25 protein-coding genes are annotated in these 25773 nt (G+C 64.5%); 1 reads left to right on the plus strand and 24 read right to left on the minus strand.

The features are described from left to right. Positions 1 to 2: 2 nt before the first annotated feature. The 14 genes from FNV92_RS23835 to FNV92_RS23900 all read right to left on the minus strand — a co-directional run bounded on the left by FNV92_RS23835 (position 3) and on the right by FNV92_RS23900 (position 14183). On the minus strand, positions 3 to 1649 hold the full coding sequence (locus FNV92_RS23835) for an FGGY-family carbohydrate kinase (RefSeq protein WP_143844306.1): 1647 nt from the start codon (positions 1647 to 1649) through the stop codon (positions 3 to 5). A gap of 38 nt (positions 1650 to 1687) precedes the next feature. Continuing rightward, entirely contained in the window at positions 1688 to 2461 is a 774-nt protein-coding gene (locus FNV92_RS23840; RefSeq protein ID WP_015687246.1) for an SDR family NAD(P)-dependent oxidoreductase, read from the minus strand. Positions 2462 to 2492: 31 nt separating this feature from the next. Beyond that, positions 2493 to 3500: an ABC transporter ATP-binding protein gene (locus FNV92_RS23845; RefSeq protein ID WP_015687247.1), complete on the minus strand. Its 1008-nt coding sequence runs from the start codon at positions 3498 to 3500 to the stop codon at positions 2493 to 2495. Between the two features lie 16 nt (positions 3501 to 3516). Further along, a complete protein-coding gene (locus FNV92_RS23850) occupies positions 3517 to 4347 on the minus strand; it encodes a carbohydrate ABC transporter permease (protein ID WP_143844305.1) in 831 nt (276 codons plus the stop codon). A 3-nt stretch (positions 4348 to 4350) separates the two neighbouring features. Further along, positions 4351 to 5223, minus strand: a complete 873-nt coding sequence (locus FNV92_RS23855; RefSeq protein WP_143844304.1) for a carbohydrate ABC transporter permease — start codon at positions 5221 to 5223, stop codon at positions 4351 to 4353. 84 nt (positions 5224 to 5307) lie between these two features. Beyond that, the gene (locus tag FNV92_RS23860) at positions 5308 to 6561 is read right to left on the minus strand and encodes an ABC transporter substrate-binding protein (protein WP_465038560.1); all 1254 of its coding nucleotides are present in this window, start codon (positions 6559 to 6561) and stop codon (positions 5308 to 5310) included. A 340-nt stretch (positions 6562 to 6901) separates the two neighbouring features. Continuing rightward, the gene (locus FNV92_RS23865; RefSeq protein ID WP_143844302.1) at positions 6902 to 7852 is read right to left on the minus strand and encodes a sugar-binding transcriptional regulator; all 951 of its coding nucleotides are present in this window, start codon (positions 7850 to 7852) and stop codon (positions 6902 to 6904) included. A 7-nt stretch (positions 7853 to 7859) separates the two neighbouring features. Then, a complete protein-coding gene (locus tag FNV92_RS23870) occupies positions 7860 to 8525 on the minus strand; it encodes an HAD family hydrolase (RefSeq protein ID WP_143844301.1) in 666 nt (221 codons plus the stop codon). A gap of 68 nt (positions 8526 to 8593) precedes the next feature. Next, positions 8594 to 10513 (minus strand): nitric oxide reductase activation protein NorD, encoded by a 1920-nt coding sequence (locus tag FNV92_RS23875; RefSeq protein WP_143844300.1) that lies wholly within the window; start codon positions 10511 to 10513, stop codon positions 8594 to 8596. 10 nt (positions 10514 to 10523) lie between these two features. Next, positions 10524 to 11336 carry a CbbQ/NirQ/NorQ/GpvN family protein gene (locus tag FNV92_RS23880; RefSeq protein WP_143844299.1) on the minus strand — a complete coding sequence of 271 codons (813 nt, stop codon included), beginning with the start codon at positions 11334 to 11336 and terminating at the stop codon, positions 10524 to 10526. Between the two features lie 60 nt (positions 11337 to 11396). Continuing rightward, positions 11397 to 12743: a cbb3-type cytochrome c oxidase subunit I gene (locus FNV92_RS23885; RefSeq protein WP_143844298.1), complete on the minus strand. Its 1347-nt coding sequence runs from the start codon at positions 12741 to 12743 to the stop codon at positions 11397 to 11399. Between the two features lie 51 nt (positions 12744 to 12794). Next, positions 12795 to 13247, minus strand: coding sequence for a c-type cytochrome (locus FNV92_RS23890; RefSeq protein ID WP_143844297.1), 453 nt, complete (start codon positions 13245 to 13247; stop codon positions 12795 to 12797). Between the two features lie 97 nt (positions 13248 to 13344). Next, complete coding sequence (locus FNV92_RS23895; protein ID WP_143844296.1) at positions 13345 to 13605, minus strand: cytochrome C oxidase subunit IV family protein; 261 nt, start codon at positions 13603 to 13605, stop codon at positions 13345 to 13347. Between the two features lie 2 nt (positions 13606 to 13607). After that, a complete protein-coding gene (locus FNV92_RS23900) occupies positions 13608 to 14183 on the minus strand; it encodes a cytochrome c oxidase subunit 3 family protein (RefSeq protein WP_143844295.1) in 576 nt (191 codons plus the stop codon). Positions 14184 to 14347: 164 nt separating this feature from the next. On the opposite strand from FNV92_RS23900, the gene FNV92_RS23905 reads away from it, so the two are divergent. Then, positions 14348 to 14503 carry a hypothetical protein gene (locus tag FNV92_RS23905; RefSeq protein ID WP_085965373.1) on the plus strand — a complete coding sequence of 52 codons (156 nt, stop codon included), beginning with the start codon at positions 14348 to 14350 and terminating at the stop codon, positions 14501 to 14503. A gap of 18 nt (positions 14504 to 14521) precedes the next feature. On the opposite strand, the gene mmsB is transcribed toward FNV92_RS23905, so the two are convergent. The 10 genes from mmsB to FNV92_RS23955 form a co-directional block, all read right to left on the minus strand. Then, positions 14522 to 15712 carry a multiple monosaccharide ABC transporter permease gene (gene mmsB / locus FNV92_RS23910; RefSeq protein ID WP_143844294.1) on the minus strand — a complete coding sequence of 397 codons (1191 nt, stop codon included), beginning with the start codon at positions 15710 to 15712 and terminating at the stop codon, positions 14522 to 14524. Continuing rightward, positions 15709 to 17286 carry a multiple monosaccharide ABC transporter ATP-binding protein gene (mmsA, locus tag FNV92_RS23915; protein WP_143844293.1) on the minus strand — a complete coding sequence of 526 codons (1578 nt, stop codon included), beginning with the start codon at positions 17284 to 17286 and terminating at the stop codon, positions 15709 to 15711. Before mmsA ends, mmsB begins: the two co-directional genes overlap by 4 nt. Positions 17287 to 17422: 136 nt before the next feature. Beyond that, positions 17423 to 18496 carry a multiple monosaccharide ABC transporter substrate-binding protein gene (gene chvE / locus FNV92_RS23920; protein ID WP_143844292.1) on the minus strand — a complete coding sequence of 358 codons (1074 nt, stop codon included), beginning with the start codon at positions 18494 to 18496 and terminating at the stop codon, positions 17423 to 17425. Between the two features lie 73 nt (positions 18497 to 18569). Then, positions 18570 to 19448, minus strand: a complete 879-nt coding sequence (locus tag FNV92_RS23925) for an SMP-30/gluconolactonase/LRE family protein (RefSeq protein WP_168213808.1) — start codon at positions 19446 to 19448, stop codon at positions 18570 to 18572. Continuing rightward, positions 19448 to 20524, minus strand: coding sequence for an aldose epimerase family protein (locus FNV92_RS23930; RefSeq protein ID WP_143844290.1), 1077 nt, complete (start codon positions 20522 to 20524; stop codon positions 19448 to 19450). Before FNV92_RS23930 ends, FNV92_RS23925 begins: the two co-directional genes overlap by 1 nt. A gap of 2 nt (positions 20525 to 20526) precedes the next feature. Continuing rightward, a complete protein-coding gene (locus FNV92_RS23935) occupies positions 20527 to 21453 on the minus strand; it encodes a Gfo/Idh/MocA family protein (protein WP_143844289.1) in 927 nt (308 codons plus the stop codon). Positions 21454 to 21455: 2 nt separating this feature from the next. Further along, positions 21456 to 22226, minus strand: coding sequence for a FadR/GntR family transcriptional regulator (locus tag FNV92_RS23940; RefSeq protein WP_015687266.1), 771 nt, complete (start codon positions 22224 to 22226; stop codon positions 21456 to 21458). Continuing rightward, positions 22223 to 23203: a galactofuranose ABC transporter, permease protein YjfF gene (yjfF, locus tag FNV92_RS23945; RefSeq protein ID WP_143844288.1), complete on the minus strand. Its 981-nt coding sequence runs from the start codon at positions 23201 to 23203 to the stop codon at positions 22223 to 22225. Before yjfF ends, FNV92_RS23940 begins: the two co-directional genes overlap by 4 nt. Next, entirely contained in the window at positions 23200 to 24192 is a 993-nt protein-coding gene (locus tag FNV92_RS23950; RefSeq protein WP_015687268.1) for an ABC transporter permease, read from the minus strand. Before FNV92_RS23950 ends, yjfF begins: the two co-directional genes overlap by 4 nt. After that, positions 24189 to 25733, minus strand: a complete 1545-nt coding sequence (locus FNV92_RS23955) for a sugar ABC transporter ATP-binding protein (RefSeq protein ID WP_143844287.1) — start codon at positions 25731 to 25733, stop codon at positions 24189 to 24191. The genes FNV92_RS23950 and FNV92_RS23955 overlap by 4 nt, the downstream gene beginning before the upstream one ends. Positions 25734 to 25773: the final 40 nt, after the last annotated feature.

Genomic DNA, 25773 nt, shown 5'->3' on the forward strand with positions numbered 1-25773 from the left:
TCTCAACCCCTAACGATATCACGCATCGCCGCGCGGCTGCCGCGATCGACCTCGCGCAGCAGCTTGTAAGCGTCGCGCTTGCGGGCGTGAAAGGCAGCCATGTCGGGCGCCGTCGGCTCGCTCTTCTGGCCCAGCGCAGACATCTTTGCCATGGTCTCGCCGATCGAGGCGTAGGCGCCACTGGCGACCGCCCCTAACATCGCGGCGCCCAGCAGCACAGGCTCCTTTGTCTGCGGCAGAGCGACGGTGAGGCCCGTGGTATCTGCCATGATCTGCCGCACCAACGGGCTTCGGCTCGCGCCGCCGCCCATGATCATGATGCTGGAATGGACGCCGTGCGCGGCAAAGGCTTCGATCACCTCCGCGAGACCATAAGCAAGCCCGCACAGGCCGGCAACGAACAGCCGTTCCATCGCACCGATATCGGTATCGAGATCGAGGCCCGCGATCACCGCGCGCGTATCTGGATCGGCATAAGGCGAGCGATTGCCGATGAATTCGGGCAGGACATGGACGTCGCGGGCGAGCAGCGCGGCGCGGCTGGCGTCACCGGCACGCGCGACGATGCGGCGCTCCAGAAACTCGATGATGTCGAGGCCGTCTTTCCGCGCCGCCGCGCTCGCCTCGGTGAAACCGGGATGCGACTTGAGAAGATGATCGATCGCCGCGCCTGCCGCGGACTGCCCGCCCTCGTTGAGCCAGAAGTCCGGCACCATGCCGGAATAATAGGGGCCCCAGACACCAGGCACGAAGCACGGCTCCTTGGTCGTTGCCATGATGCAGGCCGACGTTCCCATGATGTAGGCGAGGCGGTCGCTCACATCGGTCGCGCCGCCCGATCCGTCCCGGCCGCCGATGGCGCCGATACCGCCAGCATGGGCGTCGATCAGCGACGCGCCGACCGGTGTGCCCGGAGAGAGGCCGAGAGCGGCGGCCGCCCCTTGCGTGAGACCAGCGCTGAGCCGTGTACCGGGTGCGACGATTTCGGTACCGATACGGGCGTACTTCTCACTGACGAAGTCCGAGAGGCCAATGCGTTGGAAGAACGGCTCGCTCCAGCCGCCGCCGCCATGCGCGAGATAGTTCCACTTGCACGTGACCGTACAGGTCGAGCGCTGCGGCGAGCCCGTTGCGCGCCAGGTCAGGTAATCTGCCAGATCGAAGAAATGACCGGCCGCGTCGAAGCTCGTGCGCAAATGGCGCTTCAACCACAACAGCTTTGGCATCTCCATCTCGGGCGAGATCGAGCCACCGACATAGCGCAGCACGCCATCTCCAGTCTCGTCGATCAGCCGCGCCTCGGCAATGGCGCGATGATCCATCCAGACGATGACGTTGCGCTGCCGGTCGCCGGAGGCGCTGACGGTGACCGGCTCGCCGTGGGGATCGAGCACCACCAGCGAACAGGTCGCGTCGAAACCGATGCCGCCGACGCTGTCCGGCGCGATCCCGGCCTCCGCCATCGCGGTCCGCACCGATTTCGCGCAGGCGTCCCAGATGTCGGACGACGACTGCTCGACGATATCGCCGGCCTCGTGCCAGATCCTGATTGGATGGCGGGCGCTCGCCAGCAGCGTGCCGGCCTCGTCGAACACCCCTGCCCGCGTGCTCGTGGTCCCCACGTCGACGCCGATATACGCTCGCGGCATTGTCGCTCCCGGTCGCTCTCGTCAGTTTTGACGCAAGCCTACCAGCAAGTGTAGCCGCCATCCACCAGCACGATGCTGCCGGTCATCAGGCTCGCGGCATCCGAGCTGAGGAACAGCACGACGGAGGCGATCTCCTCGACCTGCCCCATCCGCGCCATCGGGGTTCCACCGATCCAGGCGTCGTACATCTTGGCGTTGCTCTTCACGAAGGCGTTGAGCGGCGTTTCGATGTATGTCGGCGCCACCGCATTGACACGGATGCCGCGCGCGCCCCATTCGGCGGCGAGCGACTTGGTCAGATGGTGCACGCCGGCCTTGGAGGCGTTGTAGAAGCACTGCTCCTGCGGCTTGTTGACGATGAAGCCGGACATCGAGCCGACATTGACGATGGCGCCGCGTTTGGCGTTCAGCATGTGCTTGCCGAACTCGCGGCAGCACCAGAAGGTGCCGTTGAGATTGACGTCGATGACGTTGAGCCAATGCTCATCGGTGACGGTCTCGGCCGGCGTCTCGCTGCGTGCTATGCCGGCATTGTTGACGAGGATGTCGACTTTGCCGTGGCGGGCAACGAGGTCGTTGGCGACTTCCGCGACTCGCTTGGTGTCGGTGACGTCCATGATCGCGGTTTCGATGTCGTAGCCCTTTGCTTTCAGGTCGGCTTGCGCGCTATCGGCGACCTTGCCGTCGCGGTCGCCGATGATGACCTTCGCGCCGGCTTCCGCCAGCGCCTCGGCGCAGCCGAGGCCAATGCCCTGCCCGCCGCCGGTGATGAACGCGGTCTTGCCGTTCAGCTTGAATTTTTCCAGGTACATTTTTGTCTTCCCGTTCTCTCGCCGGTTCTTGTTAGCCGCGAAGCGCGTTGCCGCGCTCGTCGAAGCGGTGGATGCGGGCGGGGTCCGGCACCAGCGACACGCGGTCGCCGGCATGCAGGCTCAATTCGCCGATGTAGCGCGCCGTCAGCATTCCGAGCGGACCGGCATCGACGTAGAGGAAGGTGTCGCTACCGAGATGCTCGGCGACCGCGATCGTCCCCAGCCAGCCGCCTGCGCCGTCGCGCTCGATCTTGAGATGCTCCGGCCTCACGCCGATGGTGGTCGCCCCTTGCTGCCCGGCGAGCTCTCCGGTGACAAAATTCATCTTCGGCGAGCCGATGAAGCCGGCGACGAAGAGATTGGCCGGCTTCTCGTAGAGCTCCAGCGGTGAGCCATACTGCTCGATCTTGCCGCCGTTGAGCACGACGATCTTGTCGGCCATGGTCATGGCCTCGACTTGGTCGTGGGTGACGTAGATCGCGGTGGTACCGAGCTGCTTCTGGAGCCGCGTGACTTCGATGCGCATCTGCACGCGCAGCGCCGCGTCGAGATTGGAGAGCGGCTCGTCGAACAGGAACGCCTTGGGCTCGCGGACGATGGCCCGGCCGATCGCGACGCGCTGGCGCTGGCCGCCGGAGAGTTCGCGCGGCTTGCGGTCGAGATAGGGCGTCAGGTTCAGCGTGGCGGCCGCCGCCTCCACCTTGCGGTTGGTCTCGTCCTTGGAAAGGCCCGCCATCTTCAGGCCAAAGCCGATGTTGCCGCGCACGCTCATATGCGGATAGAGCGCGTAGGACTGGAACACCATGGATAGCCCGCGCTTGGCGGGCGGCGTGTCGACCACGTTCTTGCCGTCGATCAGGATCTTTCCGCCGCTGACGTCCTCAAGCCCCGCGATCAAGCGCAAGAGCGTGGTCTTGCCGCAGCCCGACGGTCCGACGAACACCACGAAGGAGCCGTCGGCGACGTCGAGATCGGCGCCCTTGATGATGTGCACCGGGCCGAAGGATTTCTGCACGTCCTGAAGTGTGATCTGACCCATGATCCGGCAGCCCTTCTTACTTTACCGCGCCAAAGGTAAGCCCGCGAACGAGCTGCTTCTGGCTGAACCAACCGAGGACGAGAATGGGCGCGATCGCCAGCGTCGATGCCGCCGACAGCTTGGCCCAGAACAGCCCTTCCGGGCTCGAATAGGACGCGATGAACGTGGTGAGCGGCGCGGCGTTCGAGGTCGACAGATTGAGCGTCCAGAACGCCTCGTTCCAGGCCAGGATCAAATTGAGCAGCATGGTCGAAGCCAGGCCCGGGATCGCCATCGGCGTGAGGACGTAGACGAGCTCGCGGCCGATGGTGGCGCCGTCCATGCGCGCGGCTTCAAGGATGTCGCGCGGGATCTCCTTGAAATAGGTGAAGAGCATCCAGATCACGATCGGCAGATTGCCGAGGCACAGGATGAAGACGAGGCCGATGCGGGAATCCAGCAGGCCGAAGCTCTTGTAAATGAGGTAGATCGGCACCAGCACGCCGACCGGCGGCATCATCTTGGTCGAGAGCATCCAGAGCAGGATATCCTTGGTCCGCTTGGTCGGCGAGAACGCCATCGACCACGCCGCGGGGATCGCGATCAGGAGCGCAATCAGCGTCGAGCCGCCGGCGATGATGGTCGAGTTCATCGCGTGGTGCAGATAATCGCTGCGCTCCTGCACGGTCACGTAATTTTCCGTGGTCCAGTGGAAGAACAGGAAGGACGGCGGGATGGCGAAGGCCTCCAGCTCGGTCTTGAAGCTCGCCAACACCATCCACAGGATCGGAAAGAAGATCAGGAAGCCGAAGAACCACGCCCCGATCGTCGAAATCACCACTCGTTGCGTCGTTGCCATCCGCGCCATTCTTCAGGTCTCCAGATTGCGGCCGACGATGCGGACGAGAAAGAAGGCCACGACGTTGGCGATCACGACAGCAACGAGGCCGCCCGCCGACGCGGTGCCGACGTCATACTGGATCAGCGCCTGCGAATAGATCAGGAAGGCGATGTTGGTGGTCTGAAGGCCCGGCCCGCCGCCGGTGGTGACGAAGATCTCGGCGAACACCGTGAGCAGGAAGATGGTCTCGATCAGGATCACCACGGTAACGGGCCGCGCAAGATGCGGCAGCGTAATGTAGATGAAGGCCGAGACCGCGCTGGCGCCATCCATCTCGGCGGCCTCCTTCTGCTCCTCGTCGAGCGATTGCAGCGCGGTGAGCAGAATGAGCGTCGCGAACGGCAGCCATTGCCAGGCAACGATCAGAATCACCGCGAGCAGCGGCGCATCGGTGAACCAGTCGATCGGCGTCAGCCCGATCAGCTTGGCGAGCCAGGCGAACAAGCCGGACACCGGATGCATCAGGAGATTCTTCCAGACCAGCGCGCTCACCGTCGGCATCACGAAGAACGGCGCGATTACCATCAACCGCACGACGTTGCGGCCGATCACCGGCTGGTCCATCAGCAGCGCCAGGGGGATGCCGAGCAGGATGGTCAGCGCCAGCACCGAGCCGACCAGCACCAGCGTATTCTGGAGCGAGGCTAGGAAGGCGGGATCGGTCAGGAAGTAGCGGAAATTCTCGAGCCCAACGAACGACTCCGAGCCGGGATCGAGCAGGCTGTAGTGCAGCGTGGAGAAATAGATCGTCAGCGCGAGCGGGACGATCATCCAGATGAATAGCAGCCCCACCGCAGGCGTCAGGAGCGCGCGCGCAAGAATTTGCGTCTGCCGGGTTGCCATTCACGCTTCTCCGCTTGCGGGAAGAAGGCGGCCATCCATCAGGGACGGTGGATGGCCGCAAGTTTGCTCAGGGAGAGCTCGGGTTCACTTGATGTAGCCAGCGCGCTTCATCTCGCGCTCGGTGGCGGATTGCGCCGCATTGAGCGCGGCATCGACCGTCATCGATCCGGCCAGCGCCGCGGAGAATTGCTGCCCCACCTGCGTGCCGATGCCCTGGAACTCAGGAATCGCGGCGTATTGCACGCCGACATAAGGCACCGGCTTCACGGTCGGCTTGTTCGGATCGGCCGCGTCGATCGAGGCCAGCGTCAGCTTCGCAAACGGCGCGACCTTCAGATACTCAGCATTCTGGTAGAGCGAGATCCGTGTGCCCGGAGGCACGTTGGCCCAACCGTCCTTGGAGGCCACGAGTTTCGTGTAGTCCTTACTCGTCGCCCAGGCGATGAACTTTTCGGCGGCTTCGGTCTTCTTGGAGCCTGCGGGGATAGCCAGATTCCAGGCCCACAGCCAATTGGCATTCTTGCCGAGTCCGGTGTTCGGTGCGAGCGCGAAGCCGACCTTGTCGGCGACCTTTGAATCCTTCGGATTGGTGACGAACGATGCCGCCACCGTCGCATCGATCCACATGCCGCACTTGCCGGCGTTGAACAGCGCGAGATTCTCGTTGAAGCCGTTGGAGCTGGCGCCGGGAGGGCCCGCGTCCTTCATCAGGTTGACGTAGGTCGTGAGCGTCGCCTTCCATTCCGGCGTGTTGAACTGCGGCTCCCATTTCTCGTCGAACCAGCGCGCACCATAGGAATTGGCCATGGCGGAGAGGAACGCCATGTTCTCGCCCCAGCCGGCCTTGCCGCGCAGGCAGATGCCGTAGACGCCGGCGCTCTTGTCGGTGAGCTTCTTGGCGGCGTCGATCACGAAATCCCAGGTCGGCTTTTCCGGCATCTTCAGGCCGGCCTTCTCGAACAGATCGGTGCGATACATGATCATCGAGCTCTCGCCGTAAAACGGCGCGGCGTAGAGCTTGCCATCGACGGAGACCGCGTCCCTGATCTTCGGCAGGAGGTCGGCGACGTCGTAGTCGGCGCCGAGATTGGCGAGCGGCACCAGCCAGCCCTTCTTGGCCCAGATCGGCACCTCATAGGTGCCAATGGTCAGCACGTCGAACTGACCGCCCTTGGTGGCGATGTCGGTGGTGACGCGCTGGCGCAGCACGTTTTCCTCCAGCGTCACCCATTTGACGGTGATGTCTGGATTCTTCTTGGTGAATTCGCTGGTCAGCCCCTGCATGCGGATCATGTCACCGTTGTTTACGGTGGCGATCGTCAGGGTCGTTTCAGCCATCGCGGGGACGGCCAGCAACAAGCAAGACGCGCCGCAGACGGCGCCGAGGACATGTTTCACGGTGACCTCCCTCAACTCGCGTTTTTGAGCATATGCCCACGCGTTGGGCGTATGTTCGAATGAGGGGCGGTGCTTGTCAAGCAGGCGCGAGGAAGTTCGCGCAACTTATGAGTGCTGCGGTGCGGGAGGGTGGCGCCCCACCCACACTGTCGTGCCCCGCAAAAGCGGGGCACCCGGTACTGCGTGACGTCTATTGGTTTGCCCCAAGCTGAGCCGCGGCGTACTGGATCGTCCGCTCTCGCGGACGATGACAGCAGAGCGAGCGGCGAGATCGCCCGCCTCAACGCTCCAATATTGCCCGCGCGGTGGCCTCGTCCGTGATCAGGCCGTTGATCAGCCGCCCGTTCAGCGCCGCCGTGATCGCCGGCACCTTGGCCGAGCCGACCGCGGCGCCGATCGTCGTCGTCTTCGCCGGCACTTCCGGCGGAATGCTGGTCAGGCGCTTGTTGGTGCCGGCTTTGAGCAGGCGGCCCTTGAAATCATAGGCCCAGCCGGTGATTTCGCCGATGGCGCCCTGCCGCATCATCTCGAACAGTTCGTCGCGGGTGACGAAGCCGTCGACATGCACCTGCGCCTTCTGGTCCATCTGGCCGATGCCGACGAGGCGCAAGTCCGCCTTGGCCGCAACCGCCTTCACCTTCGCGATCGGCTCGATCTGCACCATCTTGTTGCGTTCGTCCTCCGACGACATCAGGAACGGCAGCGGCATCGGATAGTGGCGCGCGCCGGTGCGGTCCGCGAGCCGGCCGACAGTATCGTAGAAGCTCGCCGAACCATCGGCGGAGATATTGCCGACCAGCGAGACGATCTGATGATTTGGCCGATCGATCGGCGTGACGCGCTCGACGGCAGCGCGCACCGCCCGCCCCGTACCGAGCGCGACGATGACAGGCGTCTCGGAGCGCAACGTCGCATCGAGCAGATTGGCACAGCGCTCGGCGATGCCGGCCGTGGCCTGCGGCGCAGCTGGATCTGCAGGAACCACCTCGCAATGGGCGAGATCATAACGCTGCTTCAGGCGCCCGGCCAACTCCATGCAGGCGGCGATGGGATGTTCGAGCCGGAAGGTGATCAACCGCTCGGCGAGGCACAGCGAGACCAGCCGCTGCGCCGACGCCCGCGACACCTGGAGCATCTTTGCGATCTCGTCCTGGGTGTGGCCGGCAATGAAATAGAGCCAGCCGGCGCGCGCGGCGTCGTCGAGCCTGGATTTTTCGTTCTCGGCAGCCATGGCGGCTTCAAATGTCCTTCCAGAAATCGGTCATGCGCGAAAAGACCCGATCGGCCCCGGCGGCGGACAGTGTAGCGCGGCCGTCACGCCCGCGATAATGGCTACCGCCGACAAATCCCCAGACGATCATGCCGGCAGCCTTGGCGGCTAGCACGCCGCTGACGCTGTCCTCGATCACCAGCGTGCGCGGAGGTTGCATACCCATCTTGCCAGCCGCATAGAGAAAAAGATCCGGCGCCGGCTTGCCGTGCTCGACCATCTGCGCAGTGTAGAGCCGGTCGCCGAAATGCACCCGGAGACCGGTGACATCGAGCGAGAGCGAGACGCGGTCGATGTCGCTGGATGACGCCACGCAAAACGGCGCGCGCAATCCGGACACCACGTCGGCAATGCCCGGAATCGGCTCGAGTGCCCGCGCGAAGGTCTCGAGCACATGTGACTTCAAGCGCGGCAGAAAGCCGTCCGGCACGACTTGCCCTAGTTCACGATAGTGCTGCTCGATCGCCTTCGTGCTGCGACCGAGAAAGAGCTCGAGCGCCTGCTCCTCGCTGAGCATGATGCCGAATTCGGCCAGCACGTCGGACAGGCAACGGCAGCTCAACAACTCGCTGTCGACAAGCACGCCGTCGCAGTCGAAGATGATCAGATCGGGTCTGGCCCGGCTTTGGTCCATCCGGCCATTCGATCATATACCCAAACTATGAGCAATAGCTCACGCGGGAACACGACGGCGCGGGCTTTTCAATGGGCCACCAGCCGGTAGATCGCGGGCAGCGCAGCCGGCAAGCGGCGGATGTTGCCGACGATGGCGTAGCCGCTGCGGCCGAACAGCGTTGGGAAATAAGACTGCGCGGTTGCATCGACGGTGACGCCGAAAACCGCGATTCCGAGCCGTCGCGCGTCCTGAATGGATTTGCGGGTGTCCTCGACGGCAAAGCGCCCCTCGTAGTGGTCGACATCGTTCGGCTTGCCGTCGGTGAGAACCAGCAGCAATTTCTTGCGCTGCGGCTGGCGCGCAAGCTCGGCCGTCGCGTGGCGCACTGCCGCGCCGATCCGCGTGTAATAGCCTGGCCCGAGCGCGCCGATCCGCCGCTCGACCGCTCCGCTCATCGGCTCGCCAAACGCCTTGACGGTCTCGAGCCGTACCCAGGAGCGCCGACGCGAGGTGAAGGTCAGGATGCTATGGTGATCGCCGCAGGCCGAGAGCCCGTGCGCGAGCACGAGCAGCGCCTCCTTCTCGACATCGAGCACGCGATAGCCATCGACCCAGGCGTCGGTCGAGAGCGAGACGTCGACGAGCAGCGTCACAGCTAGATCGTGCCCCTGCGGCCGCATCGCCATGTGGACGCGATCGAGACCCGCGCCATTGCCCCCGGCGCGAAGATCGCAGCGCGCGCGCACCAGGGCATCGAGGTCGAGGTCATGCCCGTCGGCCTGGGCGCGCATCAATTCGTGACGCGGCCGCAGGATCTCGAAGCGGCGGCGCACATGGCGGATGTGCCGGCGCATGGCCTCGTCCGGCGTCCAGCTCTCGCCCAGTTCGGAGGCTGGAGCTGCGAGGACGCGGCAATGATCGCGCAGATAGGAGCCGGTGCGATAATCCCATTCGGGATAGGTCAGGTCCGCGTTCAATCGCGAGGCATCGAGCGCTTGAGGCGGCAGATCGAGGTCGAATTTGAGCCGGCTCGCCGGCTTGCCGCTGCGGCGGCCGAGCGTGATCTCCTCGAGATCGTCGGCCGCCTTCCGCGCGTCCTCGTCGTCGCTGTCGTCAGCGGGACGGTCGACATTGACCATCTCGGCCATTGCCAGGATCTTTTCGAAGCGGTTGAGCACGAACGGATCGCGGCGATTGGCACCGTCCTCGCGCTCGCGGACGGCGAAACGTTTGCGATCGTCCGAGACCGCAGGCGCTGCGGCCGGGGCACACTCATCGTCCCCCGCATGTCCCGGCGAGAGTTCGCGGGTCCAGCAGTCGCCCCAGAGCGGGCACGGCAGGATCGAACGATAGCCTGGCGGCGCCTTGTCCGGCAGCGGCCCCGTCCCCATCATGGCCGGCCACAGCTGGCCCGCAGGCGGCGTATCGGCACCGAGCAGAGCGAGCACGATCTGCTCCACATCCTGCTCGATGCGCGGCAACGGGCGGTGCGGCCGCGCCATGGCGGTCGCCGCCGACAGCCGTGCGTAGTCATCGGCGAGACCTGGGCATTGGGTCAGCACGAGCACTGCGATCTCGCTGGCTCGCCGCAGCATCGACAGATCGCGCCGCAGCGGATCGGACTCCTCGATCGCCTCAGCGGGCGCAAATGCGAACCACGCGGCGAGCCACCTGTACAGCGCGGCGTTCAGCTCGCGATCGGGAAAGATCGCGATGCTATCAGGCAGGAAGATCGTCGCCGCATCCCGCCCCGGCTGATCGACGCGCTCGTCGCCGAGCCCGATCCGCTGCCGCCATCCGAGCCGGTGGCCGGTCTGGCGAGCGCTGGCGCTGACGATCTGGACGCCGCTCTCACCACCGAACGCGCGGAACATGATCGCGATCCGGTTGCGTACGTCCGCAAGCGACACCGCGTGCTCGGCATGGACCGGATAGCTGGCGGTGACCCCGACCAGGCGATGCCAGGCGCGACCGACGGTTTCTTCAAGCTCGAGGAAATCGAGCATCACACCACCCTCAGGAGATCACGGCACGCGCGACGTCAAGCAGCGCCGCCTTGACGTCGGCGTCATCCGTCAGCGGCTCGATCATGCCCGCGAGCACGGCATCGCCAATCGAGGCGCCGGCGGCGATCAGGGTTGCGCAATAGACGACGAGACGGGTCGAAACGCCCTCCTCGAGATCGTGCCCCTTCAGCGCCCGCAGGCGACCGGCCAGCAGGACCAGCGGCCGCACATAGTCGGGCGCAAGTCCGCTTTCAGCCGCGACCACGGCGATCTCCTGCTCCGGCGGCAGGAAGCCAAACTCGATGGCGACGAAGCGTTGCCGGGTCGACGGCTTCAGCGCCTTGAGCAGCGTCTGATAGCCGGGATTGTAGGAGACCACGAGCATGAATCGCTCCGGCGCGGCGAGTTCCTCGCCGGTGCGCTCCAGCGGCAGGATGCGGCGGTCGTCGGTGAGCGGATGCAGCACCACCGTGACGTCCTTGCGTGCCTCCACGACTTCATCGAGATAGCAGATGCCGCCTTCCCTCACCGCACGCGTCAGCGGGCCGTCGGCCCACACGGTGTCGCCGCCCTTCAGCAGATAGCGGCCGGTGAGATCGGCGGCAGTGAGATCGTCGTGGCAGGCGACAGTGTGCAGTGGCAATCCCAGCCGCGCCGCCATGTGTGCGACGAAGCGCGTCTTGCCGCAACCGGTCGGCCCCTTGAGCAGGACCGGCAATTGATGCCGCCATGCGTGCTCGAACAGCGCGCATTCGTTGCCGCTTGCGACATAGGCCGGCAGCGTGGGCGCGGGCGCCGCCAAAGCGTGAAGTGTTGCGTTCATGATCATTCTCCGAAAGATCGGTTTGAAAGGCGGCCGCGACGTTCGCGGCCGCCTTCGCGTTCACTCGGCAGGCTGCAATGCAGCAGGGATCGTCACCCGCTTCTCGCGGCCCGGCACCAGCACCGCCCAGACGAACATCAGCGCGGAGATCGCGACGAACACGCCGGAGCCGAGCCGGACCCAGTAGAACATCGCGAGCTGGTCCTGCACGTCCATGTAGCTCTGGCCAAGCACGCGCTGGAGGTGGACCTGGACTACGCCGGCGAATGTCAGCGCGAACGTCATGGTCATCATGGCCGTGCACATGATCCAGAAGCTCGCCATCGAGAGCCACTGATTATAGGGCGCGCGTCCCTTGAGCTGCGGGATCGCATAGGCCATCACCGCCAGGTTCAGCATCACATAGGCGCCGAAGAAGGCGAGATGGCCGTGCGCCGCAGTGACCTGGGTGCCATGGGTGTAGTAGTTCACCGAGGACAGCGTGTGCAGGAAGCCCCAGATCCCCGCGCCCAGGAACGCCATCACCGAGCAGCCGACCGACCACAGCAGCGCAGCACGGTTCGGATGCTTGCGGCCGGCCTTCCAGGTCATCTGCACCGTGAAAATCACCATGGTGAAGAACGGCGCGACCTCGAGAGTGGAGAACAGCGAGCCAATCCACTGCCAGTAGCCCGGCGCGCCGATCCAGTAGAAATGATGGCCGGTGCCGAGGATGCCCGAGAACAGCGCAAGGCCGATGATCACATAGAGCCACTTCTCGACGACCTCGCGGTCGATGCCGTTGAGCTTGATCATGAGATAGGCGAGCACGGAGGCCATGATCAGCTCCCAGACGCCCTCGACCCAGAGATGGACGACATACCACCAATACATCTTGTCGACAGCGAGGTTCGCCGGATTGTAGAAGGCGAACAGGAAGAAGATCGCGACACCCCACAGGCCGAACAGCAGGATGTTGGTGACCGTGGTCTTGCGACCCTTGAGCGCCGTCATGGTGACGTTGAACAGGAACATCAGGCAGACGACGACGATGCCGACCTTGATGATGAAGGGCTGTTCTAGGAACTCGCGGCCCTCGTGGTAGTGGAAGAGATAGCCGACCACGGCCACACCCGCGGCGCCGAAGAACATCCAGAACTGGATCTTCGCCAGCAGCGGGCTATACAGCTCGGTCTCGGTTTCCTCGGGCAGCAGGAAGTAGGTGGCCCCCATGAAGCCGATCAGCGACCACACGATCAGCGCGTTGGTGTGGATCATCCGGACGATGTTGAACGGAAGCAGCACTGACAGCGTATTGGGCAGGACGTAGATGGTCCCGGCGAGCAGGCCGAACAGGACCTGGGCCAGGAACAGGGTCAGCGCGCCGTAGAAGTACAGCATCGCGACTTTCTGGGTTTGGTATTTCATCTCGGGTTCTCTCTGTCTTGAAAGAGGCAAGGTCTCGAAAGAGACAGGTGCTCAGCCGGCCTTGTTCGGTGGCCATTCCTGGCGCTTGATCTTGCTGGTCCATTGCAGGAAGTCGGCGAGATCGTTGAGTTCCTGATCGGTGAGGTTGAACTGCGGCATCTGCCGCCGCCCTTCCGCGCCCGAAGGCTGCGACTGCATCCAGGCTTTCAGCGTCTCGCGCGCGCCGGCCGGATCCTCGTTGCCGCCCCAGCGATCCCAGACGTTGCCGACTTCGGGCGCGAAATAGGCGCCCTCACCCAGCAGCGTGTGGCAGTTGATGCAGGAGTTCTTCTCCCAGACATGCTTGCCGCGGGCCACCGACGACGTCAGCGTCGAGGCGTCCGTCGATGTCGTGACCATGTAGTAGTGGCTGTGCGCCGTCAGCCCTAAGAAGATGGCGAAGAAAAAGGCCGAGCCGCCGTAGAAGACGTTTCGAGCGGCCGACTTGGTCAGGCGTTCAGCCATTGCCAATCCTTTCCGTTTGATTCCTATCGGGAAACACGATGCTGCGATTTATTGCCGCTTCGCGCCGACCGTTCTTTGTCAGGGCGCAATGAGCGCGTCAGATCAGGGCGACCACGGCGGATGCCACCCAGGCAAACAGCACCACGATGAGAATCCATGCGACGACGAGACCGCGCCACAGCGCGGGAGCGGTCCGAAGATCCATGAAATCGAGTGCAATCCTGCGGCCCTTGATGGCGGCCAGGGCCAGCAACAGAGCGTTGCCGAGCAGTGGTCGCGGCATCAGCGGAGGCAGCAGTATGGTCGCGAGCGCGAGGCCGATCAGCACGATCCAGGTGACGTTCAGGCGATCCGGCATCGTCACCGCACCAGGTACAGAATCGGGAACATGACGATCCAGACCAGATCGACCATGTGCCAGAACGCGGTCCCGGTCTCGACGCCGGATATGTCGGCGCGCCGACAGACCACGGCGAGGATGATGATGCCGAGACCGACATGCAGGAGATGGAATCCGGTCAGGAGGAAGTAGAGCGTGAAGAACGGGCTGGTTTCCAGACCAACGCCGCGACCGATCTCCCCGCCATACTCGGCGAGCTTGATCGCGATGAAGAAGCCGCCGAGCGCCATGGCGATCAGGAGCCAGCGGCGCGACGTCCGCTTCTTACTGGCCCGAGCGGAATTCGTAGCCCGGGCGGCAGCCCAGCCGCTGGTCACCAGCACGAGGGTGTTGAGGCCTGCGAGATTCGAATCGAGTGTCGCCTGCCCTGCCGCAAACACTGCCGGATGGATTGCGCGGGCGACCGTGAATGCGCCGAGGAACAGGCCGAAGGCGACGAGTTCGCTGAAGATCAGCACCCAGATCATGGGATCGCCGGGGAGATCTTCCAGCATTCCCCAGCCGGTACCTTCTTGTTCGCAATCGGCCGCCGACATCTGCTCTCTGGACCCAAGACACCGGGCAGACTTAGCCCGGCCGTTCAGGTCCGAGTTTGTCGTCGAACAAATTGGATGGACGTCGCCGAGTTTGCGCGGACGCAACGTCCAACCGGCCGGATCCGGGTACGAACCCGGCTCAGGGTTCCACGGAGCACGACGACATGAGCGATGCACAAATCGGACTGATGACCGCCACCCCTATCATCATCGCCTTCGCCATCGCGCTGCGACGAATGGGGGTGCTGTCGACCGTGGCGACCGTATCGGCCGTGAGCCTCTCCGTCGCGATCGCGACGGTGCTGTTCACGACGCAGTGATAGCTGCCGTAACCCGCCTCACCGCCGCTGATTGTACACGTCGATGCACACCGCACCAAGCAGCACCAGGCCCTTGATGACCTGCTGGTAGTCGATACCGATACCGAGGATCGACATGCCGTTGTTCATCACACCCATGATCATCGCGCCGACCACGGCGCCACCGACGCGCCCGACGCCGCCATAGGCCGAGGCGCCACCGATGAAGCAGGCAGCGATGACGTCGAGCTCGAAACCCAGACCTGCCTTGGGCGTCGCGGTGTTGAGGCGCGCGGCAAAGACGAGGCCGGCCAGTGCGGCCAGCACGCCCATGTTGACGAAGGTGAGAAACGTCAGCCGCTCGGTCTTGATGCCCGACAGGCTAGCTGCCTTGGCGTTGCCGCCGACAGCATAGATCTGACGGCCGATCACCGTGCGGCGGGTGACGAAGCCGTAGAGCGCGATCAGCGCGCCCATGATCACCAGTACGTTCGGCAGGCCCCGATAGGTCGCGATCAAATAGGTGAAATAGAGCACCGCGCAGGCCAGCAAGATACTCTTGCCGAGGAAAAACGCGTAAGGCTCGACTTCGATGCCGTGCGAGAGCTCGCGCGCGCGGCTCCTGGCGCTCGCATAGACCAGCCCCAGCGCCAGCAGAGCCCCAACGAGCATCGAGGTGGGATGCAGCGTGCCGGCTTCGGGCAGCAGCTCCGGGATGAAGCCAGACGACAGTTTCTGGAAGGTCGGCGGGAACGGCCCGAGCGACTGGCCCTGCAACACCGCCAGCGCCAGGCCCTTGAACACCAGCATGCCGGCCAGGGTGACGATGAATGACGGGATCTTGAAATAGGCGACCCAATAGCCCTGCGCCGCGCCGATGGCGGCGCCGACCACGAGGCACGCGATGAAGGCGAGCGTATAGTCGACCTTGTAGGTCACCATGAGCAGAGCGGCCACGGCACCGACGAAGCCCGCGACAGAGCCGACCGAAAGATCGATGTGTCCGGTGACGATCACCAGCAGCATGCCCAGCGCCATGATGACGATGTAGCTGTTCTGCAGCACCAGGTTGGTGAGGTTGAGCGGCTGCAGCAGCGTGCCGCCGGTCATGACCTGGAAGAACAGCATGATCGCGAGCAGCGACAGCAGCATGCCGTAATTGCGTAAGTTGTTCTTGATGAAGCTGCCGTGCCGGCGCTCCTCGGGCAGCGTAACCGTCTTGTCGGTCATGGCTGCGATCCTCCCATCTCTGCGGCCACAGGCGCCGTGTTTCCGTTGCTTCGTTCATTGCGCATGATGGCGCGCATGATCTTTTCCTGCGTCGCCTCCGCACCCTTGAATTCCCCGACAAAAGCACCGTCGTTCATGACGCAGATGCGGTCGCAGATTCCGAGCAGCTCGGGCATCTCCGAGGAGATCACCACCACACCTCGGCCGGCCTCAGCAAGCTCGTTGATGATACCGTAAATCTCGTATTTGGCACCGACGTCGATGCCCCGCGTCGGCTCGTCCAGGATCAGGACCCTGGGATCGGTCATCAGCCATTTCGACAGCACGACCTTCTGCTGGTTACCGCCGGAGAGCTGGCCGGTCTCCTGGTAGACGTCGGAGCAGCGGATCCGCATCCGGCTCCGATAGTCGCTTGCAACCTTCAGCTCGGCGATGTCGTCGATCACCCTGTTCGGCGCAACCTGGTCGAGGCTCGCGAGCGTGATGTTCTTGCGGACGTCGTCGGCGAGGATCAGACCAAGCTGCTTGCGGTCCTCGGTGACATAGGCAAGGCCGGCGTCGATCGCAGCAGCCACGTTCGGCAGCGCGATCTCATGGCCTTCGAGCCAGATACGGCCGCTGATATTGGTGCCCCAGCAACGGCCGAACAGGCTCATGGCGAATTCGGTGCGGCCGGCGCCCATCAGCCCCGCGATGCCCACGACCTCGCCGCGCCTAACACTGAAATTGACGGCCTTGATCACCTGCCGTTCGGGATGAATGGGGTGATAGACCGACCAATTCGCGACCTCGAGCACGGGTTCGCCGATGGTCGCGCTGCGCTCGGGAAAGCGATGGGCGAGATCGCGGTTGACCATGCTCCGGATGATGCGGTCTTCCTGGATCGGCTCGGCATGGCAGTCGATGCTGTCGACGGTGCGGCCGTCGCGCAGCACCGTGATGTGGTCAGCGACGCGGGCGACCTCATTGAGCTTGTGCGAGATCAGGATCGAGCCGATGCCCTGTTCGCGGAATGCCATGAGGCGCTCCAGCAGCGCGGCGCTGTCGGCCTCGTTGAGGCTCGCGGTCGGCTCGTCCAGGATCAGCATCCGCACCCGCTTGGAGAGGGCTTTCGCGATCTCGACCAGTTGCTGCTTGCCGACACCGAGATCGGTGATCAGCGTATCCGGCGATTCCTTCAGGCCGACCTGCACCAGAAGCTCCCGCGTGCGACGGTAGACCTCGTCGCGATCGATCACGCCGAATTTCGACGGTGGGTGCGACAGGAAAATGTTTTCCGCGATCGACATCAGCGGGATCAGCGCCAGCTCCTGGTGAATGATGATGATACCGAGCGCCTCGGAATCGTTGATATCTCGGAAGCGGCGTTCCTCGCCATCAAAGACGATGGTGCCATCGTAGCTGCCATGGGGGTAGACGCCGCTGAGCACCTTCATCAGGGTGGACTTGCCAGCGCCGTTCTCGCCGACGAGGGCGTGGATCTGTCCAGCCTCGACAGAGAAATTCACGTCACGCAGCGCCTGAACGCCAGCAAAGCTCTTGCTGACGTTGCGCATCTCCAGCATGGCGGTCATTGGATCATGTCCTCAGGATATCGCGGCATCGTCATTGCGAGCATGACGGAGTGCATAACCGCTACTGCCAGTTTTGAGAGAGCCCCTCACCCTAACCCTCCCCCCGCAAGAGCGGGGAGAGGGAGAGGAAGAGAGCTTACTGAAACTGTGACTTCTTGTAGTAACCGCTGTCGACCAGCACCTTCTCCCAATTGTCCTTGTAAACTACGACCGGCTTGAGCAGGTAGGACGGCACGGTCTTGACACCGTTCTCATAGGTCTTGGTGTCGTTCACCGTGACCTGCTTGCCGGCGAGCGCGGCGTCGACCATGTCGGCGGTCACCTTGGCGAGGTCGCGGGTGTCCTTGAAGATGGTCGAATACTGGTCACCGCGCAGCATCGCCTTGATCGAGGGTACCTCGGCATCCTGGCCCGAGATGATGGGCATCGGCTGCCCTGCGCTACCATAGCCGACGCCCTTCAGCGAGGAGATGATGCCGATCGAAATACCATCATAGGGCGACAGCACCGCATTGATCTTCTTGTTGCCGTAGTAGGCGCTGAGCAAATTGTCCATGCGGGACTGGGCTGTGGCGCCGTCCCAGCGCAAGGTCGCAACCTTGTCCATGCCCATCTGGCCGGAAGCGACGACGAGCTTGCCGCTGTCGATGTACGGCTTCAGCACGCTCATCGCGCCGTTGTAGAAGAAGTAGGCATTGTTGTCGTCGGGCGAGCCGCCGAACAGCTCGATGTTGAACGGGCCCTTGCCGTCCTTCAGACCGAGCCCTTGCTCGATCGACTGCGCCTGGAGCACGCCGACCTGGAAATTGTCGAAGGTCGCGTAGTAATCGACGTTCGGCGTGCCGCGGATCAAGCGGTCATAAGCAATGACGATAATGCCCTTGGCCTTGGCCTGCTTGAGCACGTCGGACAGCGTCGTGCCATCGATCGCGGCGATCACCAGCGCTTTGGCGCCCTTGGTCACCATGTTCTCGACCTGCGAGAGCTGGTTCGGGATGTCATCTTCGGCATATTGCAGATCGGTGTTGTAGCCGCGCTCCTTCAGCACCTTGACCATGTTGTTGCCGTCGTCGATCCAGCGCGCCGAGGATTTTGTCGGCATGGCGATGCCGACGGTCGCCTTGTCCTGGGCGGACGCAGTGACGCCTGCGGCCATCGTCGCGGCGCCGGCCAGTGCCAGTGCCAGGAATGTCGTCTTCAGTTTCAGCATGTTTCACTCCCTTGGGTGTCAGACTGTTTCTTGGTTTCGTCGCGAACGTTGGTCGTGGGCGGCCTCGGGTCTCCTATGCGAGCTTGACGTCGGGCTCCGCGCGACCTCGCGCGGATGCCTCCAGTAGAAAAGTGCAGCCGGCTTGCGGATCGTCGGCGCGCGCTGCAGCGTCCATGTCCTGCCAGGCCGAGGTGACGAGCAGGCGCGACAGATCGGGACCGACGAAGGCCGGGCAGCTCGCCTGCTTCGCCGGCACGCTGAGTGAGCGCAGGCACTCGCCTTGCGGCGAATAGACGTCGATACGGCTCGCGCCCCAGCAGGCGTTCCAGATCTGGCCGTCGGCGTCGCACACCGAGCCGTCGAGCCCGCCGATGCCGGTGTGGCGCAGCAGCACCTCCGGCTCGTCGCGCGGCAGGCCGGTCGCGGGATTGAGCCGCACCGCGTAGAGCACGGCGCGGGCGGTGTCGGTGAAGTAGCCGGTGGCGCCATCAGGCGAGAAGCAGATCGAATTTGGAATGCTGATCCCGGGAAACAGCGTCGAGATCTTGCCGCGATGGAACGCATAGATCGCGCCTGCGCCGCGCTCGGCCTGCTTCCCCATGGTCCCGATCCAGAACGTGCCGGACTGGTGCACGCGGGCATCGTTGGATCGGGTCACGGGATTGTCGGCTTCGAGCGGACAGAACAGCGCCATTGCGCCATCGCCTATGTTGCGGATGTAGAGACCGTCCTCCGCGACGATCAGCTGCCGTTCGGCATCGATACGCCCGAGCGCGCTCGCCATCCGGCCGAGCGCGTGGACGCGAATGCTGCGGCTGCCGAGATGTGCCTCGAACAGACGTCCCTCGCGAATGTCGAACCACCATGCGGTATCGGTCGCAACGTCATAGGTCGGACCTTCGCCGAGATGGCACGGCTCGGCCGAGAGGACGGAGGTCGGCACCTGCTCCATCATGACGCCCTTACCCCAAAGCGATAGACGGTGTGATGGCGATAGACCCCGCCGGGATCGAGCCGCGGGCTTGGAAAATCCGGCCGGTTTGGCGCGTTTGGCCAGATGTGCGGCTCCAGGCACATCGCGTCCGACTGCCGGATCAGCTTGCCGCCCTTCCCCGAGATCGTGCCGTCGAGATAGTTGCCGGAATAGACCTGCAGGCCGGGCTGATCGGTGAAGAGCTCCATGATGCGCCCCGAGCACGGCGCCTCCAGCCGCGCCGCGAATGCGAGCTTGCCGTCGCGCCCGAGACAATAGGTGTGGTCGTAACCCTTGCCGTGACGCAATTGCTGATCGCTCTCGCGGATGCGCTCGCCGACGGGGTGCGCATCGCGGAAATCGAACGGCGTGCCGGCGACCGCGCGCGGCGGCTCCGGCAACGGGATCGCGGTGGGGTCAATGGCGAGGAAATGATCGGCGGCGACTGTCAGCTTGTGGTCGAGAATGGGCGCGCCGGACGTAGCGCCTTCCAGATTGAAGAAGCTGTGATTGGTCAGGTTGACGATGGTCGAGCGATCCGTTCGCGCCTCCATGATGAGCGAGAGTTCGGTCGCGCCGGTGATGCGGTAGGTCAGGCGCACATCGAGCCGGCCTGGATAATTCTCCTCGCCATGCGGGCTGACATAGGTGAGCGTCACCGCCGGCTCGGTACCGTCGTCGACCCCGGCAATCTCCCAGAGCTTACGGTCAAAACCGTCCAGCCCCCCATGCAGCGCATTCGGGCCGTTGTTGACGGGAAGCTGAAACGTCTCACCGTCCAGCGAGAACTGTCCCTTGGCAATACGGTTAGCGTAGCGGCCGACGGTAGCGCCCAGAAACTTTCGTTCGGCGAGATATCCGGCAAATGCATCATGGCCGAGCACGACGTCGTCGCAGTTTCCATTGGCGTCCGGCGCGATCAGGGCCTGCAGCACCGCGCCATGGGTGATGATGCGGACTTCGAAGCCGCCCTCCCCGCGCAGCACGATGCGCTCGACCTTGCGGCCGTCAGACAGCGTCCCGAAGATGTCTTTCTCTATTTTTGCGCCAGCCATATTCAGTCCACAAACGGTTCAACGATCGTGCGCTTGCCGAGCAGGAAGGCGTCGGCGACGAGACGCAGCGGGGCGAGATCGACATCGCTCTCGCCTGATGCCGCCAGTTTGACGAAGCGGGCGTACAATTCGCGATATTCCTGATCGGGCGCCTCGGCAATGGCCTTGCCGTCAACGGCCATCCGCCGGCCGCCGCCTGACAACGTCATTTGGCCCTGATCGGTTTCCGCGACGATATCCCAGCTCTGCGGCCCGGTCTGGCGGAAATCGAACTCGGCGGAGACAGGCAGGCCGCCGATGTCGGTCAGCGTCAGGTTCGCGGCGATCGGCGCCTGGCAATTGGCGGGAAAGGCAAGCTCCGCCGCGGTGACAAACACTGGCCTCGGCAGGATGCGGGTCAGGATCGATAGCGCATTGATGCCGGGATCAAATACGCCAAGCCCGCCCGGCTCCCAGATCCAGGCCTGCCCGGGATGCCAGACACGGACATCTTCCTTCCAGTTGATGTGCACGGATTTGATCCGGCGCGTCGCCAGCCATTCGCGCGCCGGTTCGACCGCCGGGGCGCAGCGCGAATGCCAGGTCGCAAACAGCGTGTGCTTGGCCTCCGCCGCCATCGCGATCAGCGGATCGAGCTCGGCGACCCCGGTGCCTGGCGGCTTCTCCAGCATGACATGCTTGCCGGCGGCGAGCGCCGCGGCGGCCTGGGCGCGGCGCACCTGCGGCGGCGTGCAGAGCGAGACAGCGTCGATCGGCGGTCCCTTCTCCAGCAAATCCTCGATGGTGGCGAAATGCAGCAGGTCCGGCAGCGAGGCGTTGCGGCTCGCCACGGCCGCGAGCCTCGCGCCCGGTGTCGCGGCGATCGCACCCACATGCTGGTCCCGCGCGATCTTGCCGAAGCCGACGATGGCGATGCGAAGCTCTGTCACGCTCATTCTCCAGTATCCGCTGACGGAAACGCCTCGGCCGGGGGAGTCTCCATCACCGTGCCCTCGTGACGGCGCATGCCGTTGTGAATGACGTAGACCATCGCCTCCGACGCCGTTTCGGCATCGCCGGCCGCAATGGCATCGACGATCTTCTGATGCCAGAGCAGCACGGTGTCGCGGTCCTCTGTCTCGACCGGTGCACTGAGCAGGAACGAGGCGCGCAGCGCGGCCTCGATGACATGCCCGATCGAGCGCATGAACAAATTGCCGGAGGCCCTCGCCACGGCAACATGCAGCGCAAGATCGGCATCGGCGAAGCCGACGGAGTCGGAGGCTTCGCGCCGCATCCGTTCCATGCTGCGGTGCAGCTCCGCGAGATCCGCGTCCGACCGATGCGCCGCTGCGAGCGCGGCCGCGCGCGGCTCGACCGCGAGACGGATCTCGGCGAGGTCGTTGAGGAAGCGCTTGTCGATGCCCGCATCCAGATGCCAGGCCAGCACATCGGCATCGAACATGTTCCAGGCCGTGCGCTCGCGCACGACGGTGCCGACCCGCGCCTTGGTGGTGAGCAGGCCTTTGGCGACCAGCGTCTTCACGCTCTCACGCAGCACCGGTCGCGACACGCCGAACATCGCGATCATCTCGGCATCGCCCGGCAGCCGCATCCCCTCCGCGTAGCGGCCGGCGATGATGTCGATGCCGATCGAGCGGGCGACTTCCGCGTGGTTGGAATGGGCCCGCCGCGTCGGGATGACGACGATGCGCGAGGTCATGAGGCTGCCCCCGCGCGCATGGCGACAGGCCGGCGCGCAAGCGCGACCAACCCCTGCTGCAGGGCGATGAAGGCGAAAAGTAGCATGCCGGTCGCGATCTTGGTCCACCAGCTCGACAGCGTCCCGTCGAAATTGATGTAGGTCTGGATCAGGCCCTGAATCAGCACGCCGAGAAATGTGCCGATTACCGATCCCTGCCCGCCCGCGAGCAGCGTGCCGCCGATCACGACGGCGGCGATGGTGTCGAGCTCGACGCCGACGGCCGATAGGGAATAGCCCGCGCTGGTGTAGAACGAGAAGACGATGCCGGCGATCCCCGCGAGCAGACTCGACAGCATGTAGATCTTTACCGTCATCGCGCCGACGGCGACGCCCATCAGGCTTGCGGTGGTTCGGCTGCCGCCGATCGCGTAGACGTTGGCGCCGAACCGCGTGAGCTTCAGCAGCAAGGCGCCTCCGATCACGACAATGAGCATGATCATGGCAATTGCCGTCAGCCGCCCGCCCCCGGGCACGCGCAGTGCGAAGTCCGACACGGTGGAATAGACCGGTGCGGTGATCGGCACCGATTCCGTCGAGAGCAGGAAGCTTGCGCCACGCGCCAGGAACATCCCGGCGAGTGTTACGATGAAAGGCGGCAGATCGAAGACATGGATGATGGCGCCCATCGCCGCCCCGAAAGCGGCCGATAGCGCGAGGATGGCGACGAAGGCGACCAGCGGCGGCACGCCCCAACGCTCGATCGCCAGCGCGACGAAAACGGTGGTAAAGCCGATCACCGAGCCGACCGAGAGGTCAATGCCGCCGGAGATGATTACGAAGGTCATCCCCGTCGCCACGATGCCGAGGAACGCGTTGTCGGTGAGGAGATTGCCGACCACGCGGGTGGAGGCGATGTTGGGGAATTGCACGGCGCAGAGTGCAAAGCCCGCAACGAGTACGATCGCCGTGATCAGGACAGGCGGCAGGCCTTTCATGCTTTCGTCCCCCGCAACCGCATGGCCATACCGGCAAGCCCTGAGAATTTCGGCGATTGCAATAGCAGCACCGCGAGCACCACCCCTGCCTTGACCAGCAGGTTGAATTCCGGTGGATAGCCCGACAGCAGGATTCCGGTATTCATGGTCTGGATGATCAGCGCCCCAAATACCGCGAGCACAAGACTGAAACGCCCGCCGAACAGCGAGGTGCCGCCGATCACCACCGCGAGAATCGCGTCGAGTTCGAGCCATAGGCCGGCATTGTTGGCATCGGCGCCCATGATGTCCGCGGCCGCGATTACGCCGGCAAGCGCGGCGCAGACGCCGCTCCAGACATAGACGGCCAGGATCATAGCCCGCGTGCCGACGCCGGCAAGCTCGCTCGCCCGCGCATTGCCGCCGGTCGCCTCGATCAGGAGCCCGAGCGCGGAGCCGCGCACCACCGCGCCGGTAAGGATCAGCATGCCGAGTGCGATCGCGACCGGCACCGGCAAACCGAGGATAGCGCCGTTACCGAGCCAGACCAGGTCCGGCGAGGAGAAAGTCACAATCCGTCCTTCGGTGATGAGCTGCGCGATGCCTCGCCCCGCCACCATCAGGATCAGCGTCGCCACAATCGGCTGCATGCCGAGCACGGCGACAAGAAAGCCGTTCCACAATCCGCACATCAAGCCGGCACCAAGCGCGGCCGCCAGCACGATCGGAAGCCCATGACTGTCAGCGAGGCTCGCCGCGATCGCGCCAGAGATGGCCATGATTGCACCGACCGAGAGGTCGATCCCGCGCGTTGCGATCACCAGCACCATGCCGAGCGAAAGTAGGGCCACCGGCGTGCCGCGGTTGAGCACGTCGATCAAGCTGCCGAACAGGCGGCCGTCCTGGAGGCGCAGGTCGAAGAACTGCGGCGACACGATGCGATCGACCGCCAGGATGACGATTAGTGCAAGGATCTGGGCAAGGCCGCGGCGCGGCAACAGCGCTGTCATGCCCGCCCCTCACGCGCTGCCGCACCGCCGTCGGCCGCAATGGCCGCGAGAATGTTGGTAACGTCGATCGCCTCGCCCGCGAGTTCCTCGACATGCGCGCGGTCGCGCAGCACCACGATCCGATCCGAATACGTCACGATCTCGTCAAGCTCGGACGAAATCACGAGCAGTGCCAGCCCGTCGTCGCAGAGCTCGCGGATCAGGCGGATGATCTCGGCATGCGCGCCGACGTCGATGCCGCGGGTTGGCTCGTCCAGCACCAGCAGCCGAGGCGATGTCGCGAGCCATCGCGCCAGCAGCACCTTTTGCTGGTTGCCGCCGGAGAGCAGGCCCACGGGGCGTTCGGGATCGGGCGGGCGGATGTCGAGCATCCTGACGTAACGCCGCGCGATCTCGTCCTGCTCGCGGCGCGCCAGCGGGCGATGCAGGCCGCGCTTGGCCTGAAGCGCCAGAACGATGTTCTCGCGCACACTGAGCTCGGCGACGATACCTTCGGTCTTGCGCTCCTCCGGGCAATAGCCAAAGCCGTGGCGCACACCATCGCGCGGCGATTGAAGCCGCACCGGGGTGCCCTCCATCCTCGCCTGCCCGCCATCGGTGCGCTCGGCACCGAACACCAGCCGCGCCGTCTCGGTGCGGCCCGAGCCGAGCAGGCCGGCGAGGCCGACGACCTCGCCATGGCGCAGTTCGAGATTGAACGGCGTGACATAGCCGACCTTGCCGTAATTCTCAAAGCTCGCGCAGACATCGCGCGCATGATGTTTTCGCGTCGCCGCCCGCGTGCTGGTGGTCTCTGCCAGCTCGCGGCCGAGCATCATGCGGATCAAGTCGAGCCGCGGCAGCGAGGCGGTCTCTCGCTCGCCGACCAGGCGGCCGTTGCGCAAGACCGTGATGCGGTCGGAGATCTCATAGACCTGGTCGAGGAAATGGCTGACGAAGACGATGCCGATTCCGCGCCCCGCAAGCTGGCGCATGATGCCGAAGAGGATCTCGACCTCATGACGGTCAAGGCTCGCGGTCGGCTCGTCCAGAATCAGCACGCGCGCAGAGAGATCGACGGCGCGGGCGATTGCGGTGACGTGCTGGATGGCCACCGAATAGTTGCCGAGCGGCGCTGCGACGTCGATGTCGAGGCCGAAGTCCGCGAGCAGCGCCTTGGCGCGGCGGCGCATCTCTCCTTCGCGGACGATGCCAAAACGCATCGGCTGCCGGTCGAGGAACAGGTTCTGCGCCACCGACAGGTTCGGCAGCAGGTTGACCTCCTGATAGACGGTGGCGATGCCGGCCTTGAGCGCGGCCTTGGCCGAGCGCGGCGCGACTTCATCGCCACCGAGGCGGACAATGCCGGCATCGCGCGGGAAGACGCCGGTGATGACCTTAATCAGCGTGGACTTGCCGGCCCCGTTCTCGCCGAGCAGCGCATGAATTTCGCCCGCGCGAAGCGTGAAGTCGACCTCCTGCAACGCACGCACCGCGCCAAAACTCTTGCTGATCCCGCGCACCTCCAGCAGTGAAGCAACAGGATCGGAGCTGGTCTCCATGGCAAATTCACTCCCACCGGCGCCCGCTTCGTCATGCGAG

The sequence above is a fragment of the Bradyrhizobium cosmicum genome (genome assembly GCF_007290395.2).
Taxonomy (GTDB): domain Bacteria; phylum Pseudomonadota; class Alphaproteobacteria; order Rhizobiales; family Xanthobacteraceae; genus Bradyrhizobium; species Bradyrhizobium cosmicum.

Coding starts and splice junctions, on each gene's coding strand:
- FNV92_RS23905 (WP_085965373.1), top strand. CDS start 14,348: ATGAGCGATGCACAAATCGGACTGATGACCGCCACCCCTATCATCATC.
- FNV92_RS23880 (WP_143844299.1), bottom strand. CDS start 11,336: ATGAACGCAACACTTCACGCTTTGGCGGCGCCCGCGCCCACGCTGCCG.
- FNV92_RS23955 (WP_143844287.1), bottom strand. CDS start 25,733: ATGGAGACCAGCTCCGATCCTGTTGCTTCACTGCTGGAGGTGCGCGGG.
- FNV92_RS23940 (WP_015687266.1), bottom strand. CDS start 22,226: ATGACCTCGCGCATCGTCGTCATCCCGACGCGGCGGGCCCATTCCAAC.
- FNV92_RS23875 (WP_143844300.1), bottom strand. CDS start 10,513: ATGCTCGATTTCCTCGAGCTTGAAGAAACCGTCGGTCGCGCCTGGCAT.
- FNV92_RS23870 (WP_143844301.1), bottom strand. CDS start 8,525: ATGGACCAAAGCCGGGCCAGACCCGATCTGATCATCTTCGACTGCGAC.
- chvE (WP_143844292.1), bottom strand. CDS start 18,496: ATGCTGAAACTGAAGACGACATTCCTGGCACTGGCACTGGCCGGCGCC.
- FNV92_RS23865 (WP_143844302.1), bottom strand. CDS start 7,852: ATGGCTGCCGAGAACGAAAAATCCAGGCTCGACGACGCCGCGCGCGCC.
- FNV92_RS23835 (WP_143844306.1), bottom strand. CDS start 1,649: ATGCCGCGAGCGTATATCGGCGTCGACGTGGGGACCACGAGCACGCGG.
- FNV92_RS23930 (WP_143844290.1), bottom strand. CDS start 20,524: ATGGCTGGCGCAAAAATAGAGAAAGACATCTTCGGGACGCTGTCTGAC.
- yjfF (WP_143844288.1), bottom strand. CDS start 23,203: ATGAAAGGCCTGCCGCCTGTCCTGATCACGGCGATCGTACTCGTTGCG.
- FNV92_RS23900 (WP_143844295.1), bottom strand. CDS start 14,183: ATGTCGGCGGCCGATTGCGAACAAGAAGGTACCGGCTGGGGAATGCTG.
- FNV92_RS23860 (WP_465038560.1), bottom strand. CDS start 6,561: ATGGCTGAAACGACCCTGACGATCGCCACCGTAAACAACGGTGACATG.
- FNV92_RS23855 (WP_143844304.1), bottom strand. CDS start 5,223: ATGGCAACCCGGCAGACGCAAATTCTTGCGCGCGCGCTCCTGACGCCT.
- FNV92_RS23890 (WP_143844297.1), bottom strand. CDS start 13,247: ATGGCTGAACGCCTGACCAAGTCGGCCGCTCGAAACGTCTTCTACGGC.
- mmsA (WP_143844293.1), bottom strand. CDS start 17,286: ATGACCGCCATGCTGGAGATGCGCAACGTCAGCAAGAGCTTTGCTGGC.
- FNV92_RS23840 (WP_015687246.1), bottom strand. CDS start 2,461: ATGTACCTGGAAAAATTCAAGCTGAACGGCAAGACCGCGTTCATCACC.
- mmsB (WP_143844294.1), bottom strand. CDS start 15,712: ATGACCGACAAGACGGTTACGCTGCCCGAGGAGCGCCGGCACGGCAGC.
- FNV92_RS23885 (WP_143844298.1), bottom strand. CDS start 12,743: ATGAAATACCAAACCCAGAAAGTCGCGATGCTGTACTTCTACGGCGCG.
- FNV92_RS23925 (WP_168213808.1), bottom strand. CDS start 19,448: ATGGAGCAGGTGCCGACCTCCGTCCTCTCGGCCGAGCCGTGCCATCTC.
- FNV92_RS23850 (WP_143844305.1), bottom strand. CDS start 4,347: ATGGCGCGGATGGCAACGACGCAACGAGTGGTGATTTCGACGATCGGG.
- FNV92_RS23845 (WP_015687247.1), bottom strand. CDS start 3,500: ATGGGTCAGATCACACTTCAGGACGTGCAGAAATCCTTCGGCCCGGTG.
- FNV92_RS23895 (WP_143844296.1), bottom strand. CDS start 13,605: ATGCCGGATCGCCTGAACGTCACCTGGATCGTGCTGATCGGCCTCGCG.
- FNV92_RS23950 (WP_015687268.1), bottom strand. CDS start 24,192: ATGACAGCGCTGTTGCCGCGCCGCGGCCTTGCCCAGATCCTTGCACTA.